The sequence below is a fragment of the Croceibacterium segetis genome, assembly GCF_011320115.1.
Classification (GTDB): domain Bacteria; phylum Pseudomonadota; class Alphaproteobacteria; order Sphingomonadales; family Sphingomonadaceae; genus Croceibacterium_B; species Croceibacterium_B segetis.
In genome coordinates this window covers 15,060-31,330 of record NZ_JAANOZ010000005.1, presented here as the reverse complement: position 1 = coordinate 31,330, position 16,271 = coordinate 15,060, and the positions used below count along the sequence as shown (strand labels likewise).

The following is a 16,271-nucleotide window of genomic DNA, read 5'->3' as shown; positions in this document are numbered from 1 at the left end:
AATCGGGCGCCGGAGGGTCTCGCCACTGTACCAGTCGCCGATCAACTCGCCCGCGGGGGGTCCGCGCGAAGCCGACGGCCTCGCTGCGCTGGCGCTCGGCTGGCAACGGCTCGAGCCGTTCGCCACGCTACCGACGCAATCGCCGGATTTCGTCGCTTCGCTGGCCGGGACGATGCTCGCCGGCATGCCGATCCGGCTGTTCGAAGCGGCCGGGCTCGACGGCCTCGAAGCGCAGCTGCCCTTGTGCCACGGTCCCGGGCGCTGGGCCCGCTGGCGCATGCCGGGGGCCGAGGAAGTGTTCGAGCCGGGTGACGCGGTATGCCGCGATGCGGTGGTTGCCGGGCGCCTGGCGCGCGAGCTGGCCGCGCAGAAGCGCCCGATCGAGCTGGCCCGGGTTCCCGCCGCGTCGCCGCTCGTCGCCGGGCTAAAGGCCGCGATGAAGGGCCGCGGGTGGGTATCGGTGCGCCCGGCGACGGCGAGTCCGACCATCGCTCTCGGCCCGGAGTGGCGCGAGCCGGAAAGCCGGTTCAACTCGCGCCGCCGAGCGGACTTCCGCCGCGCGGCCCGCCGCGCCGCGGAATTCGGCGAGGTGACCTGCGAGATGCTCGCGCCGGCGCCGGCCGAGTTCGACGCGCTGTTCGACGAGGCGATCGCCGTCGAGGCGAGGAGCTGGAAACGCGCGGCGGGGACGGCCATCGCCTGCGACCCGGCCAAGGAGGCGTTCTTCCGCGGCTATCTGCGCAGCGCCTGCGCGAAGGGCCAGGGGCGCGTGGCCTTCCTGCGGATCGCCGGGCGGGTCGTGGCGATGCAGCTCGCCGTCGAATGGAGCGGCCGCTACTGGCTCTACAAGATCGGCTACGACGAGGCCCACGCCCGCTGCTCGCCAGGCACGCTGTTGATGCTCCACGCGCTGCGCGACGCGGCCGAGCGGGGGCTGAGCGGGTTCGAGCTGATGGGCGATTCGGAAGCGTGGATCGCCGACTTGTGGACCCGCGAGGCGCACGAATGCGTACGCGTGCGGACTTATCCCTATTCCCTCACCGGGCTCGTCGCCGGACTGGCCGACGGGCTCGCGTGGGCGCGCGGCCGCATCCGCTTCAAAGCCCGGTTACGCGGCGCGCGCTACGCCTTGCCGGGATGGGTCGAGCGCCATGTCGCGGGCGACGCCCCCCCAACGGCGGCGCGGAAGATCAAGCGCCTCGGCCGGCCGGCCACTGCCGCCTACTTCCACGCCGCGACCGCCACCGCAGCGGAAGTCGCCGCGGCTTGCCGCGAGCTTGCCGGGGAGCTGGCCGGCAGCGACGCGCTCCTCGCGCTCAAGGCGCCAGCCTTCGGCTTCGAGGAGCGCCTAATTCGCGAGATCGCTGCGGCCGGCGTGCCGCTGGCATTCGATTCGCTGAGCGAAGCTCACGCCGAGCGAACGCTCGCGCTGGCCGAGACCTTCTCGGCCGGGGCGGCGCTCCCGGCGCGCTGGCAGCGCAGCCCGGCCGATGCGGAACGGCTGCGCGCCGGCCCCTGCCGCATCCGCCTGGTCAAAGGCGAGTGGCCCGACCCGCGAGCCGACATGCCGGAAGTAGCCGCGGCCTATCTGGCACTTGCCGGGATCCTCGCCGGACGCAAAGCCATCGTGGCCGTGGCGACGCACGATCCCGCGCTGGCCGATGCCGCGTTGCGCACCCTGCTCGATAGCGGAACCCCCTGCGAGCTCGAGCAACTGCGCGGGCTCCCGCGCCGCCGGGCCACCGCGGTGGCCCGGCAGCTCGGCGTGCCGATTCGGCTCTATTACCCGTTCGGGCCGGGCTGGTGGCCCTATGCCGCGGACAAGGCCCTCGCCCGGCCCTACCTGCCACTGTGGGCGCTGAAGGACTGGTTCGGTGTCGGATAAGCTAAGCGTCGGCGAAGCCATCGCCGCGGTTCGCGAGGATTACGTCGATCAGCTGATCGGTTTCATCGCCGAGGAGCGCCAGCGGGATCCCTCGGCCGAACCGGGCCGCCGCCTGGTGATGCCGCAAAGCCGGCTGTTCGCGCGCACTTACGTCCCCGACATCTATGTAGCCGGGCCGCCGGAACGGATGAGCGATCTCATCCCGCGGAAGCGGGCCGGCAAGCTCCCGGGCTTCTCGTTCAGCTCGACCAACCTGACCGTCGAGTTCGACGACTTGTGGTGGGACGATCTGCGGCTGGACCATAACGGGGCTTACACCGCACCGCTGATCTCCGCCTGGTTCCGCCGCTGGTTCGCGGCAGAGGACGGAACCGCCCCCCGCGGAGAGGGCGTGGAAGGTTTCATCCACTCGGCGACGGTCGACGAAAAGTGGATCACCGTCGACATGGGCTCGGCGAGCACCAAGGCGTTGTACGAGCTGCTCAACGTCACGCAGAAGTGCGGGGCGACATTGGTGCACGTATCCGCCGCGCGGCCGCCGGCGTGATCAGCCGCCCCTGCTCCGCTCGATCTCGCGCCAGCCGATGTCGCGGCGGCAGAAGCCGCTGGCGAAATCGAGCCGGTCGACCGCGGCGTAGGCTTTCTGCTGGGCTTCGGCGACGGTGTGCGCCCTTGAGGTGACGTTGAGCACTCGGCCGCCGCTGGCGACCAGTCGACCATCAGCCATCGCCGTGCCGGCGTGGAAGACCTTCGCGCCGGTCGCCTCGGCCGCCTCGATGCCGTCGATCAGGCCCCCCTTCTCCGGAGTGCCGGGATAGCCCTTGGCCGCCATGACCACGGTCAGCGCGGTGTCGTCGGAGAACTTCGGCGGCGGCAGGGCGGCGAGGCTGCTGGTGGCGCAGGCGTAGAGATATTCGCCGAGGTCGCTTTCGAGCCGCATCATCAGCACCTGACACTCAGGGTCGCCGAAGCGGCAGTTGTATTCGACCAGCTTCGGCCCCTCCGCGGTCAGCATCAACCCGGCGTAGAGCACACCGACATAGGGTGTCCCGGCGTCGGCCAGCGCGCGCACGGTCGGGCCGATGATCCGCTGGATCGCCTCGCCGCGGACCTGCGGGGTGAGGATCGGCGCGGGGCTGTAGGCGCCCATGCCGCCGGTATTGGGCCCGGTGTCGCCCTCGCCGACGCGCTTGTGATCCTGCGCGCCGCCGAACGGGACGATCGTCGCGCCGTCGGTGATGGCGAAGTAGCTCGCCTCTTCGCCGTCCATGAATTCCTCGATCACGACTTCCGCCCCGGCCTGCCCGAAGGCGCCGCCGAACATGTCGGCGAGCGCTTCTTCGGCCTCGGCGCGGGTTTCGGCGATGACCACGCCTTTGCCGGCGGCGAGACCGTCGGCCTTGAGAACATAAGGTGGTTCGAAGCGGCCCAGCGCGGCTTCGGCTTGGTCGAGCGAGGTCGTGCGGACGTAACCCGCCGTCGGGATTCCGGCCCGCTCGCACAAATCCTTGGTGAAGCCTTTGCTGCCTTCTAGCTGCGCCGCTGCTTTCGAGGGGCCGAACACCGCGATGCCGTGCTCGCGCAGCGAATCCGCCAGGCCGTCGACCAGCGGCGCCTCCGGGCCGACGACGACGAAGTCGATCGCCTTGCTGCTGCAGAAATCGGCCACCGCGGCGTGATCGCTCACGTCGAACTCGACCAGCTCGGCGTGCTGAGCGATGCCGGGATTTCCCGGGCAGGCGTAAAGCGCGCCGCCGTCTTCGGCTATGAAGCGGGATTGCGCCAGCTTCCACGCCAGCGCATGTTCGCGCCCGCCAGACCCCAGCAAGAGGATGTTCATGCCCGGCGACACTCCCAACGATTACGACGGCGATGGCGGGCTGGTAGCCAAGGGCGTTCGCGGCGACAACGCTGCGCCGTTGACCATCACCGAGATTTCGAACCTGCTTAAGCGAACGGTCGAGGACCGCTTCGGCTTCGTCAAGCTGCGCGGCGAACTGTCCGGCGTGAAGCGCGCCGCCTCGGGTCACCTCTACTGTTGTCTCAAGGACGAAGGAGCGGTGATCGACGGGGTGATGTGGCGCGGCGGAGTGCAGGAACTCGGCTTCGTGCCGGAGGATGGGATCGAGGTGGTCGCCTCGGGCAAGCTGACCACTTATCCCGGGCGCTCCAAATACCAGATCGTCATCGAGCGGATGGAAATCGCCGGCGAAGGCGCGCTTCTGGCGCTGCTCGAGAAGACCCGCCGGCGGCTCGAAGCCGAAGGCCTCTTCGCTCTCGAGCGCAAGCGCGCGCTGCCTTATATCCCCCTGGTCATTGGAGTGATCACTTCGCCTACCGGCGCAGTAATCCGCGATATACTCCATCGCCTGGCCGACCGCTTCCCAAGCCGCGTCCTGGTGTGGCCGGTCCTGGTCCAGGGACAAGGCTCCGCGGAGCAGGTCGCCGCGGCGCTGCGCGGCTTCGCCGACTTGGCCGAGGGCGGGGCGATTCCGCGACCGGACTTGCTGATCGTCGCCCGCGGTGGCGGCTCGATCGAGGACTTGTGGAGCTTCAACGAGGAGATCGTCGTCCGCGCGATCGCCGGCTCGCCGATCCCGGTGATCAGCGCAGTCGGGCACGAGACCGACACCACGCTCGCCGATCACGCCGCCGACCGCCGCGCGCCGACCCCGACGGCGGCCGCCGAGATGGCCGTTCCGGTGCTGCGCGAGCTCGCCGCGATCATCGACGAGTTCGGCCTGCGCCTGCGCAAGTGCGCCCACCGTCCGCTGACGCTCGGGCGCGAGCGGCTCGACGCACGGCTGCTGCGCATGCCGCGGCCCGACACGCTGGTGGCGATGAAGGGGCAGAAGCTCGATGAAATGGCCGAGCGCCTGCGCCGTGGCCTCGCCGACCGGGCGAGCAGGGCGCGCCATGTCCTGCAGGACGACCGCCATCGCCTTTCGGCGCCCCTGCTCCAGGCGAACTGGCGCAACGCCGGCGAACGCCTCGCAGCGCTCGAGCGGGTGATGCGCTCGCTCGACCCGGATTCAGTGCTCCAGCGCGGCTACGCCCGGGTCACCGATGCCGCCGGCCACACGCTGACGACGGCGGCCGAAGCAGGCAAGGAGCGGGCGCTGACATTGCGTTTCAGAGACGGTGCGCTCGGCGTCGTGCCGGCCACCGCGCCGCGGAAACGTCCCGCCGCCGCGGCGCCTCCTCCCAGCCAGCCCAAATTGCTTTGAGCGCGCGCGCTTGATAGGATCGCGCCCATGCTTATGAACTCCGGCGACCGCGTCGCCACCCTGCTTTACGGCCCCAACGGTTTTCGCGTGATCCGCCCCGGGCATTACGTCCTTTGCGCGGCGACCGGCGATTCGATTCCGCTGGAGGAGCTGCGCTACTGGTCGGTCGAGCTGCAGGAGGCCTATGCCAGCGCGGAGATCGCCACCCGGCGGCTGACCGGCGACGCATGAGCCGCTGGCGCGTCGCGGCTGCAGGGCTGCTCGCGCTCGCAAGCTGCGCGGCCCCGGCCACCGAAGCTCCGCCCCCGGAAAGGGCGCAAGTCCCTGCCACCGGGTCGAACACTTTCGTTTACAGCGGCGAGGCGACCCAAGGGGGGTGGATCCGCGGTCAGGCGCCCGCCGGAACGGTTTCCGCACGGCTCGACGATCAGCCGCTGGTGATCGATGGCGGCGGGCGTTTCTTCGCCGCCTTCGATCGGGATGCCCGACCTTCGGCAACGCTGGTGGCCCGACTCCGCGACGAGCGCACGGTCGAGAGCCCGCTGACCATCACTCCGCGCGCGTGGGACATCGAGCATGTCGACGTCGCCCGAACCCAAGGCAAGACCGACGAGGAATTCCTTGCCATCCGCAAGCCCGAGCTGGCGCGGATCGCCGCCGCGCGCGCGATCTCGTCGCCGAGCGACGGTTGGCGGCAGACCTTCATCTGGCCCGCCAAGGGGCGCATCTCCGGCCGCTTCGGCTCGCAGCGCATCTACAAGGGCGGCGAGGCGGGCAGCTATCACTCGGGGATCGACATTGCGCCTGGCGCGGGCGCCCCCATCGTCGCGCCGGCCGATGGCGTGGTCGTCCTTGCCGCCGAGCAGCCGTTCTCGCTCGAAGGGCACCTGCTGATGATCGACCACGGCGCGGGGCTCAACAGCGCCTTTCTGCATTGCGATACGCTGGCGGTGAAGGTGGGCGACCACGTCCGCCAGGGCCAGCTCATCGCCACCGTCGGCATGACCGGCCGTGCGACCGGCCCGCATTTGCACTGGAGCCTGACGTGGCGCGGCGCGCGGCTCGACCCGCTGCTTTTCGCCGGTCCGATGGGCTAGCGGCGAGTCCTCCGAACAGGAAAATTCCGTGAACCCCCGTTCTGTAGCAATTATGCGCCCACGGGTCGGTTTCGTTTGAAACATTGTTGCGAAATCCCTGCATTTCATCGACTTATGGCGTCGGTTGGTCGAGCCATCGGGCTGTGTGGCAAATTGGTTACAGATGAAAACCAATGTCCCCGGACCGGCGCACAAGCGCTTTACCGGCCGCCGCCTTTTCCGCCAATGCACCGCATCTTTCTTGGTGGGGACTCGTGCGTATGCCGCATGGGGGGCTTCAAGGCACCCAGCGAGAAATGGCTTAAGGCTTTAGTCGCAGTTCCGGCGGCGGCCTTGGAAAAAAGGGACTGGAACGTGAAATCATTCCTCAAGAAGTCGGCCCTGCGCAGCGCTAGCTGCCTGCAGGTACTCTCGATCACCGGCCTCGCGGTCGGAGCTATCGCCATTTCCGCCCCGGCGGCCGCGCAGGACTACACCGCTGGCGCCGTTACCGGCACCGTCACCGACGCCGCGGGGAACGCCATTCCCGGGGCCACTGTCGCCTTGACTGACCCAAGCACTGGCACCAATCGGACGACAACAACTGCCGCGAGCGGCGGCTTCCGGTTCTCCTCGCTGCCTACCGGCACCTACACGGTGAAGGTTTCTTCAGCGAACACGGCGAACTTCACGGCCACTGATGTGAAGGTCCTCGCGGGTCAGACCGCCGATTTGGCGATCGCGTTGCCGGAGGGCGGCGCGAACGAGATCGTAGTCACTGCGGCCCAGGTTCAGCGTCCTTTCACTGGAACCACCAGCGGCGTCAATGTCGACGTCGAAGAACTCGTGAAGACTGTCCCGATCGGGCGCGATATCACTTCTATCGCGCTGCTTGCGCCGGGGACCACAAAGGGTGATACGGCCTTCGGTAATCTAGCCTCGATTGGCGGGTCGTCGGTTGCTGAAAACGCGTATTATCTCAACGGCCTCAACACCACGAATTTCGACAACTACCTCGGCTCGGCCGAAGTCCCGTTCGACTTCTACAAGACCGTTGAAGTCAAGTCCGGCGGTTATGCGGCGGAATTCGGCCGAGCCACCGGCGGGATTGTGAACGCCGTCTCCAAGGCCGGCAGCAATGATTTCATGGCCGCCGTTCACCTTAACTACGCACCCGACTGGGGGCGCTCGGACGGCAAGAACCTAAAGACCTGTTCGTGGGTTGACGACACCGACTACAGCCTAGGCACGACATGCGTTAACTCGACGAACCGCGCCGGTGACAAGAATGACTCCTACTCCGCGATTGTAGAGGCCAGCGGCCCGATCATCAAGGACAGGCTCTTCGTTTACGGGCTGCTGGAAATGCAGAAGTCCGATACAACTGTCATCAGCCGTTCGTCCTCGCTTGCCTATCATCGAACCAACGACGATCCCTTCTGGGCCGTCAAAGTCGATGCCTATCCGATCGAAAGCCAGCATCTCGAGTTCACGATTTTCAATACTCGGAACACCACCCGGCGCGAAAACCGCGAGTATCTTGAGGATTCCGCGGGTGACTGGTCATTCGGCAGCACGCAGGCCGCGCAAGACTACAACTTCGGCGGCGTTAACTTCGTCGGCAAGTACACCGGTCGCTTCACTGATTGGCTGACCCTCTCGGCCGCTTATGGCCGCATGCGCGACCGCTTCGACATTCAGGGTGTCGATGCGGGATCGGGCGCGCCTTATATCGTCAACAATACCGGCGGGACGCTGAACGGGGTGCCCCAGGGCGGCCTCTTCACCGGACAGACGACGACGCTGGCGGACTTCCCCTACGCCACAGAGCGTAAATTCTATCGTGCCGACGCGGACTTGTTCTTCTCTATCCTCGGCGACCATCACGTCCGCTTCGGTTTTGACCAAGAGGATAACACGCTCGATCACGCCACCGTCAGGACGGGAGGACCGGTCCTCTGCGGGTCCGGCTTTCTGTCCACAGAAGCATGTGCTCTCAGCAATGGTGGCGGCGCGGCCATCCTTTACCAGCCGAACGGCCAGGTGGAGATCAACTACCTCGTCAGCGGCGGCGGCTTCAAGGCGCGCAACAAGGCGTTTTACATCCAGGACGAATGGGATGTCACCGATCGGCTGACGCTCAATCTCGGCGCGCGTCGGGACGACTTCAGACTCAACAAGCAGGATGGAACCGTCTTCCTAAGCAGCAAGGCGAACTACGCACCCCGTATCGGTGCAACTTACGATCTGTGGTCCGACCGTTCGGGCAAGCTAAAGGCGTTCTTCGGTCGTTACTATCTGCCTTTCGCGAGTAATACGGCGAACCGCCAGGCCAGCGCTGAGACCTATTTTTCCGAACGCTGGCTCTACAGTGGGATTGACAGCAACGGCCTGCCGATCCTCACGACGCAGACGACCTCGACCGGCTACGACACGGCCTGTCCATTCGGGCTCACGCCCGGGTCGAGCGGCATGAACTGCCAGACAACGAGCCTCGGCGAGGTACCGGACACGAGCGCCGCAGTTGCTCACAACTTGAAGGCCACTCGCGAGACTGAGTGGATCCTGGGTTACGAGCACAAACTGCAAGGCTGGACCGTCGGTCTGAGCTACACGCACCGTAACCTGGACTCGACGGCCGAAGACAGCGCGATCGACGCGCCAGCGCGGGCGTACTGTATCGACCAGGGCTTCGACGCGACCCTTTGCAGCCGCGTGTGGTCCGGGTACCACCAGTATGTGATCAACAACCCCGGTTCTGATCTCACCGTCAACCTAAACGCCACCCGCGGGCGCTACAGCATTCCGGAGCTTGAAGGTAAGGAGGTGACGTTCACCGCCGATGAGCTCGGTTATCCGAAAGCCAAACGAACCTATGATGCGGTCGAGTTCACCTTCAACCACCCCTGGAATGGACGCTGGAGCCTGGCGGGCAGTTACACCTGGTCGAAGAGCAAGGGTAACACCGAAGGCTACGTGCAGTCCGATTACGGTCAAGACGACGCCGGCATCACGATCGATTTCGACCAGCCCGGGTTCACCGATTACTCGTACGGCTACTTGCCGAACGATCGTCGCCACCGCATCAAGCTGTGGGGGTCGTACGGCATCACTGACGATTTCATCGTCGGCACCCAGGTGCAGGTGCAGTCGCCTCGCCACCTGAGCTGTTTCGGCTTCAATCCAGACTACAATGCTCTGGAGAACGGGTATGGGGGCGTGTCGCACTACTGCAATCTCGAGCCGGCCCCCCGCGGCACGGCGCTGAAGAGCAACTGGTATTCCGAGGTCAACCTTTCTGCCCGCTACAATGTTCACATCCCAACGGGACAGCAGGTTACTTTCCGAGTTGACGTATTCAACGCGTTCAACTCGCAGGCGGTGCAGCAGCGTTACGAGTTCGGCGATCTGTCGTACGACGAGGTGCCCGCGGATTCGGGCAACTACGTCATTTCGCGCGATCCGAACTTCGGCATTCCGACGGCTTACCAGTCGCCGCGCTCGATCCGTTTCGGTGCTGACATCACCTTCTGAGCCAGCGAGGACGGAAGCAAGAGAGAGGCGGGCCTTCGGGCCCGTCTCTTTTTTTTGCGCCACATGCCTCGCAAGACGCGCCCTTGTGGACAGCCCTAGACTTTCCCGCGCCCTAGAAATCGGGCTTCTGAGTTAAAGGCTTGCAGTGTGCACGTTGCGCTTGGTGCGGTGGAATTCGAGCACGCCCGCCCATCGCCAGGCCCGCGAGCCGACGATCCACGGGCTGCGTCGCAGCCAGCCTTCGGGCGGCCTCCAGGGCGGTGTCGATCTCACCGATCTGCGCCGCGAGGCGCTGCACGCTACGCCACCGCTCGCCGCTGGGAGCCCCGAACCGCAGCTCTTCGCGCAGCAGGTCGGCCGCGGCACAGCGGTCGCCCGCCCTGAGCTGATCGATGGCTCCGAGGATGCGGTTCGCGGATGTATCGGCCATGCCGTGCAATGTCTCGCGACAGAGCACAGGTCAATCGAGCCTTTTCTCGAACAGGCCGCCGTGCCACTCACCGCGCCGATGCCCGCCGACGATGGATCATCCGAACCGGAAGCCAAGGCGGGCAGGGGCGCGCTTTCGATACGCCGGATAGTTGCCGCCGCGTTGCTCGCCTTGGCAGTCGCTCCGGGAATGTGGCTGCGCAGCGAACCCCACTGGCCCGACAACAAGGGGCTTCGCACGCTCCGCTTCGACAGCATCGTCGCAGACACGCCGGGTTCGTGGCCGGCGTGTCTGCGGCTGGTCGGTGCGTGGCGGGTCACCAGCGATTATCATCGCTTCGGGGGCTACTCTGCCCTGCTGGCGACAGCTGGCGGCACCCTGACGGCGATCAGCGACAATGGCTACACGCTGCGCATGCGCACACCGGATCTGCCCGGCTCGGCGAAGCCGCGCTTCGGACGCGTGCGAACGCCTCATCCGACCTATTGGGAGCAGGACATCGAGGCGGCGACAATCGACCCGCGATCCGGATGGAGGTGGTACGCTTACGAGAGCACCAATCAGATCAGGCGCTTCAAGTCCGACGACGACAGCGCGAGCAGCGCGGTCGCCCCCCCGGCGATGCGCGGCTGGAGCCCGAACGGAGGCGCGGAAGCGATGGCCCGCCTCCCCGACGGCCGTTTCATCGTCCTGGCCGAAGACGCGCCGTGGCTTTCCGCGGGCGGGCGGCCGGGGCTGCTCTTTCCATCCGATCCGGTAGCCGAGGCCAAGCCGGTCGAATTCACCTTCCGGCCGCCGATCGGTTACGATCCGAGCGACATGGCGGTGCTGCCGGATGGCAGGGTGGTGATTCTGTTGCGGGCAATCGATCCGGTGAGCCCACCCTTCTTCGCGGCGATGCTGCTTGTTGCGGATCCTGCCGACATTGTCGCAGGACAGGAATGGCCCTGGCGCAAGCTGGCCGATCTGGAGGACCCGGTCCCGCGCGACAATTATGAAGGCCTGGCGATCGTGCCCGACCGATCCGGTGTCACGATGTGGCTGATCTCGGACGACAACTTCGCCCGCTTTCAGCGCACGCTCCTGCTGAAGCTACACTGGGATTCCACCGCACGACGCGGCGGCGATGTAGCCGTCAGGCCGTTGCGACGGCCTTCTTGAGCTCGCGCTTGACCTTCAGCGCGTTGGCGCTGAGCTTCTCGTCCGAGGTCTTGAGCAACCAGTTGTCGAGCCCGCCGTTGTGCTCGACCGAGCGCAGGCCGTGCGTCGAGACGCGAAACTTGAAGCTCTTGTCGAGCTTCTCGCTCATCAGCGTGACGTTCTGCAGGTTGGGCAAGAAGACCCGCTTGGTCTTGTTGTTGGCGTGGCTCACATTGTGGCCGACCTGGCGGCCCTTGCCGGTCAATTCGCAGATGCGCGACATGGTTGATCTCGTTCGTGAATCGGATGGTGTCCGGGAAAGCGTCGCGCATAGCGGCGGAGGGAGATTCGGTCAAGCTTTCGCGCGGCATTGCCGGGCTGCGGCCGCGCTTGTAGCGGGAAGGGCATGACAAGTTGGCCGCTTCCCCCGCCGATGGCGCGCGCGCTAGAGCTTGCGCGCGAGGGCGAAGCAGCGGGCGAAGTGCCGATCGGCGCGGTCGTCACACGGCGCGGGGTCATTGTCGCCGAGGCCTGCAATCGGCCGCGCGCGCTCCACGATCCGACGGCGCATGCCGAGATCCTCGCCATCCGCGCCGCCGCCGCGGCGCTCGGAAACGAACGGCTCGATGGCTGCGACTTATGGGTTACGCTGGAACCCTGCGCGATGTGCGCCGGCGCGATTGCCCATGCGCGCCTCGCGCGGCTCTACTACGGCGCGGCCGACCCGAAAGGAGGCGGCGTCGAACACGGTGCGCGAGTGTTCGAGCAGCCGCAGTGCCTGCACCGCCCCGAAGTCTATGGCGGGATAGGCGAAAGCGAGGCGGCGGCGCTCCTGCGCGAATTCTTTGCCGATCGGCGCTGACCTCAGACGGCCGGCCCGGCATCGTCGGCGCTCGATCCGGCGAACCATGCCTTGGCATCGGCCTTGAACAGGAAAGCGATCGCCACCGTCTCGAGCGCGATTCGGAGCAGCGAAATCATCTTCGGAGCGGTCAGATCGCCGCTGATCAGCGATGGAATCCCGATCAGGTCGATGAGCACGAGCAAGACGATCAGCCACTTGGCGATGGTAGTGCCCTTGCGCGAGACCAGGAACCACAACAGCAGGTTGATCGCCAGGACGACAACAAAAAGGCCGACGACGAAGCCGCTGCCAACTTGCAGCCCCTTGGCGGCCGTTTGCGCCTGGATCGATGCGACTGTGGCATCGAAACTGATGAAGAAGCCGACCGCGAGAAGCGCCAGCGAGGCAAGAAAGAACAAGTCGAACCGGCGGATCGATTCAGGTTTCATGGCATGGCCCTCCCGTTAGAGGCCCGTTTGTGCCGCATGGCCGCGGCGATGGCAATCGCGCTAGGCAAGGATGAAATCCAGTCCGATGTCGGCCGCGGGGGCACTTTGTGTCAGCCGCCCCACCGAGATGAAATCCACGCCGGTGGCGGCGATTGCGGCGATCGTTTCGAGGGTGACCCCGCCCGACGCCTCGGTGGGCACCCGGCCGGCGACCAGCGCGACCGCCTGGCGCAGCGCGGCGGGGCTCATGTTGTCGAGCAACAAGTGCGTTGCGCCCGCGCCCAACGCGGGTTCGATCTGCTCGAGGCGGTCCACTTCGCAGATGATTCGCTCGACACCCGCTTCGCGCGCCCGGCGGATTGCTTCGGTGACACCGCCGGCGACGGCGACGTGGTTGTCCTTGATCATCGCCGCGTCCCACAGGCCCATGCGGTGATTTTGCGCGCCCCCTACGCGCGTCGCGTACTTTTCGAGCACGCGCAGCCCGGGGAGTGTCTTGCGGGTGTCGAGAAGGATGCAGCGGCTCTCGCCCATCGCCCTGACGTATCGGCGGGTGAGCGTGGCGATGCCCGAGAGGTGCTGCACGAGATTGAGCGCGCTCCGCTCGGCGGTGAGCAGCGCCCGGGCATTGCCCGACAGGCGCAGCAAGTCGCCGCCCGCCGCGACCTCGGCGCCTTCGTCGGCGAGGAGTTCGATTTCGGTCGTCGGGTCGAGGGCGCGGAAGAACGCCGCGGCAATCGGCAGCCCGGCAACCACCACGGCCTCGCGACTGTCCATCGTACCGGCGAACCGCGCGTCCGGTGGGATCACGCTCTCTGAAGTGACGTCGTGCCCGCCGCCCGGAAGGCCGACGCCGAGATCCTCGTCCAGCGTCTGGCGGACGAAGCGGTCGAGATCGAAATTGTCGAGCTGCCAGCCCTCAGTGGACAAAGCGCGCCACCACGTCGCGGTAGGAACGGCTGACTTTCACCTCGGCGCCCGAATCGAGCACTAGAAAGCATTCTCCGTTGGTGTGCGGCTTGACCTGGCGGACCTGGTCGAGGTTGACGATGGTCGAGCGGTGGACGCGCTGGAACACCCGCGGATCGAGCCGGCGTTCGAGGTCCTTCATCGTCTCGCGCAGGATCAGAGAATTGTCGCCGGTGTAGATGCACATGTAGTCGCCGGCGGCCTCGATGTGCTCGATCGATTCGACATCGACGCGGAAGATCTGCCCGCGATCCTTGACGTTGATCAGCTTCTCGTACCGGCCGGCGGTTTCTTCCTCGGATGGCATGTTGTCCATCGCTTCGGGAGCGACTTCGGCGAGCACGTCCTTGAGCTTTTCGGCTTCCTCGGCGGAGCGCTTCTCCGCTATTCGCGAGCGGACCCGGTCGATGGTATCGGCGAGCTTGTCCTCGTCGACAGGCTTCATCAAGTAATTGACCGCGTTGGCCTCGAAGGCACGGATCGCGTGCTCTTCGTAGGCGGTGACGAAGACGAACAGCGGCGGCTCGATCTCCATCACTCCCTTGACCACCGAGAAGCCGTCGAAACCCGGCATCTGGATGTCGAGGAACACCAGATCGGGCTTCTCGGTCTTGATCTTGCGGATCGCCTCGCGCCCGTTGGCGCAAGTGTCGATCACTTCGACGTCGGGAAACTTCTCGAGCCGGAGCTGCAGCCCCTGGATCGCCAGCTTTTCGTCATCGACGATGATGGTGCGTATGGTCATGCATCAAGTCCCATGGGCCGCTGTTCGGGCGCGGCTGTAACGGTTGGATGGGCAGTGAGTTTCTCAGCTGTCCCGTCGGCGTTCTCGGAAGCAGCTTCCCGTTCGTAGGGAATTTCGATCACTACAGTGAAACCGCCTTCTGGCGGGGTACGGATGTCGAACACATGGTCGTCGCCATAGGCCTGCGCAAGGCGGTCGCGGATGTTGGCCAGGCCGACCCCCGTCGAAACCGTGTTGTCAGCGCCAGCCATCGCGGTCGGCAGCGTTGCCCGAGCCGCCTTGGCGCGCAATCCCGGGCCGGTGTCGGATACGGTCAAGCGAAGCCGATTGCCGACGAGTTGCGCGGTGAGGCTTATTCGCGCGCCTTCCTCTTGCGGGGAGACCGCGTACTTGATCGCGTTTTCGACCAGCGGCTGGAGCAGGAACGACGGGATGACGGCCTCGGCGGCGGCAGGATCGATGCTGAATACGGTCCGCAGCCGTTCCTCGAAGCGCATTCGCTCGATGTCGAGGTACAGTTTGAGCGTTTCGACTTCTTGCGCCACCGTCACCTTGCCGCCCGGCTGGGTGACCAGCGTGTGACGCAGGAAGCCCGAAAGGCGGGTGAGCATCGCGTTGGCCGGCTCGGTCTGCTTGAGCAGCACCAGCGTGCTGATCGAGTTCAGGGTGTTGAACAGGAAGTGCGGGTTGAGCTGGTAGCGCAGCATGGCCAACTGGGCGCTGGTCGCCTGCGCCTCGAGCCGCTCGAGCCGGTCGGCCTGCTGCTCGACCTGGAGGTAGTAATTGATTGCGTAGTACAGCGCCGACCAGGCCCCAAGCAGCGTCATCTCGATGTAGAACACGCCCAGGACCAGGCTGGCGAAGTTGCCCTCGCCGCCGCCCTGCCAGAGCCAGATCGTCCATCCCTCGATGAAGGCCGCGATTCCGACGGCGAGGGCCAGAACTAGGCCTGTCGCGCCCCAGGTGACCAGCGGCCGCTGGGTGATCAGTTTGCCGTAGATTACCGATAGCAGGAGGCTGATCGAAAAGCCGGTGATCGTCGCGATCAAGGTGAGGACCAGGAACGAGGGCGGCTTGCCGTTGGCGATGTTGGTTACCGCGCGCATCAGCATCGAGCCGCCCCAGCCGATGAATTGCAGGTTCCAGAAGGCGCGGTTCTTGTCGGCGAAGAACGGGGTCGGCTTGAACGGGAGCATCGCCATGCTACCCGTCGGGGCCGTCGCAGGTACGACGACCCGCTCCGCTTCCGGGCGCGGCCGGAAGAGCGAGGCCAGCGTCTTCAGGATCGTCGCGCCTCCGCGATGGCGTCGCTGAGGGCGGCGGAGCCCACGGCACCGTCGATGATGCGGTCGCCGATCACCCAGCCGGGCGTGCCGTCGATGCCGATGCGGCTGGCGAGCGCGATGTTGGCCTTGAGGAAGGAATCATACAGCCCCCCTGCGATCGCCTTGTCGGCAGCGGCCAGATCGACCCCGGCTTGCCTTGCCGCCTGCTCGATCGTCGCCTTGCTGGGCGGGCCGAGAGCGTACATCGCCTCGTGGAAGGCGGCGAACTTGCCCTGCTGCGCGGCGGCGAGACCCATCCGCGCGGCGTCGACACTCTCGGGGCGCAGGATCGGGTATTCGCGAATAACCACCCGCAAATCCGGATTGGCGGCGATCAGCTGCTGCACATCGGCGACGCTTTGGCGACAGTAAGTGCAGGCATAGTCGCTGAACTCGACCAGGGTCAGCTTGCCGTTGGGATTGCCGAGCACGGCGCCCGGGAACGGCGTCTGCAATTGGCCGCGCACCGGAGCGAGCTGGGCCTGGCGCTGCTTCACCTGATAGCGGCCCATCGCTTCCGGCAGCACTTCGGGATGGGCGTAGAGGTAATCACGCGTGGCGTGGCCGCCGAAACCTGAGAAATCCCACGCGGCGGCGCCGGCGAAGCCGCCGAAAACGGCGAGCACGATCGTTGCAAGCCAACGCAT

The 16,271-nt window shown here is 66.2% G+C and carries 15 protein-coding genes; 8 read left to right on the top strand and 7 right to left on the bottom strand.

The features are described from left to right. Positions 1–184 precede the first annotated feature (184 nt). The gene (locus tag G7B69_RS07115) at positions 185–1,885 is read left to right on the top strand and encodes a GNAT family N-acetyltransferase (RefSeq protein WP_166177637.1); all 1,701 of its coding nucleotides are present in this window, start codon (positions 185–187) and stop codon (positions 1,883–1,885) included. Continuing rightward, positions 1,875–2,432, top strand: coding sequence for a hypothetical protein (locus tag G7B69_RS07110; RefSeq protein WP_166177635.1), 558 nt, complete (start codon positions 1,875–1,877; stop codon positions 2,430–2,432). Before G7B69_RS07115 ends, G7B69_RS07110 begins: the two co-directional genes overlap by 11 nt. Here G7B69_RS07110 and purD read toward each other — a convergent pair whose 3' ends face one another. Beyond that, the gene (purD, locus tag G7B69_RS07105; RefSeq protein WP_166177633.1) at positions 2,433–3,725 is read right to left on the bottom strand and encodes a phosphoribosylamine--glycine ligase; all 1,293 of its coding nucleotides are present in this window, start codon (positions 3,723–3,725) and stop codon (positions 2,433–2,435) included. On the opposite strand from purD, the gene xseA reads away from it, so the two are divergent. The 5 genes from xseA (at position 3,724) to G7B69_RS07080 (ending at position 11,313) form a co-directional block, all read left to right on the top strand. Next, a complete protein-coding gene (xseA, locus tag G7B69_RS07100) occupies positions 3,724–5,112 on the top strand; it encodes an exodeoxyribonuclease VII large subunit (protein WP_166177631.1) in 1,389 nt (462 codons plus the stop codon). The two genes, purD and xseA, sit on opposite strands and share 2 nt — an antisense overlap. Before the next feature lie 27 nt (positions 5,113–5,139). Then, complete coding sequence (locus G7B69_RS07095; RefSeq protein WP_166177629.1) at positions 5,140–5,343, top strand: DUF2093 domain-containing protein; 204 nt, start codon at positions 5,140–5,142, stop codon at positions 5,341–5,343. After that, entirely contained in the window at positions 5,340–6,209 is an 870-nt protein-coding gene (locus G7B69_RS07090) for a M23 family metallopeptidase (RefSeq protein WP_166177627.1), read from the top strand. The genes G7B69_RS07095 and G7B69_RS07090 overlap by 4 nt, the downstream gene beginning before the upstream one ends. A gap of 225 nt (positions 6,210–6,434) precedes the next feature. After that, positions 6,435–9,722: a TonB-dependent receptor gene (locus tag G7B69_RS07085; protein WP_166177625.1), complete on the top strand. Its 3,288-nt coding sequence runs from the start codon at positions 6,435–6,437 to the stop codon at positions 9,720–9,722. Between the two features lie 163 nt (positions 9,723–9,885). After that, complete coding sequence (locus G7B69_RS07080; RefSeq protein ID WP_166177623.1) at positions 9,886–11,313, top strand: esterase-like activity of phytase family protein; 1,428 nt, start codon at positions 9,886–9,888, stop codon at positions 11,311–11,313. Here the strand turns inward: G7B69_RS07080 and rpmB are convergent. Further along, positions 11,288–11,575: a 50S ribosomal protein L28 gene (rpmB, locus tag G7B69_RS07075; protein WP_166177621.1), complete on the bottom strand. Its 288-nt coding sequence runs from the start codon at positions 11,573–11,575 to the stop codon at positions 11,288–11,290. The two genes, G7B69_RS07080 and rpmB, sit on opposite strands and share 26 nt — an antisense overlap. A 123-nt stretch (positions 11,576–11,698) precedes the next feature. Here rpmB and G7B69_RS07070 point away from each other — a divergent pair, with 123 nt between their 5' ends. Continuing rightward, positions 11,699–12,154 carry a nucleoside deaminase gene (locus tag G7B69_RS07070; RefSeq protein WP_166177618.1) on the top strand — a complete coding sequence of 152 codons (456 nt, stop codon included), beginning with the start codon at positions 11,699–11,701 and terminating at the stop codon, positions 12,152–12,154. Positions 12,155–12,156: 2 nt separating this feature from the next. On the opposite strand, the gene G7B69_RS07065 is transcribed toward G7B69_RS07070, so the two are convergent. The 5 genes from G7B69_RS07065 to G7B69_RS07045 form a co-directional block, all read right to left on the bottom strand. Next, positions 12,157–12,585, bottom strand: coding sequence for a hypothetical protein (locus G7B69_RS07065; protein ID WP_166177616.1), 429 nt, complete (start codon positions 12,583–12,585; stop codon positions 12,157–12,159). 60 nt (positions 12,586–12,645) lie between these two features. Next, on the bottom strand, positions 12,646–13,515 hold the full coding sequence (gene nadC / locus G7B69_RS07060) for a carboxylating nicotinate-nucleotide diphosphorylase (RefSeq protein ID WP_166177614.1): 870 nt from the start codon (positions 13,513–13,515) through the stop codon (positions 12,646–12,648). Then, entirely contained in the window at positions 13,505–14,299 is a 795-nt protein-coding gene (locus G7B69_RS07055; protein ID WP_166177612.1) for a LytR/AlgR family response regulator transcription factor, read from the bottom strand. The genes nadC and G7B69_RS07055 overlap by 11 nt, the downstream gene beginning before the upstream one ends. Next, positions 14,296–15,501: a sensor histidine kinase gene (locus G7B69_RS07050; protein WP_166177610.1), complete on the bottom strand. Its 1,206-nt coding sequence runs from the start codon at positions 15,499–15,501 to the stop codon at positions 14,296–14,298. Before G7B69_RS07050 ends, G7B69_RS07055 begins: the two co-directional genes overlap by 4 nt. A gap of 77 nt (positions 15,502–15,578) precedes the next feature. Beyond that, positions 15,579–16,271 (bottom strand): DsbA family protein, encoded by a 693-nt coding sequence (locus G7B69_RS07045; RefSeq protein WP_166177608.1) that lies wholly within the window; start codon positions 16,269–16,271, stop codon positions 15,579–15,581.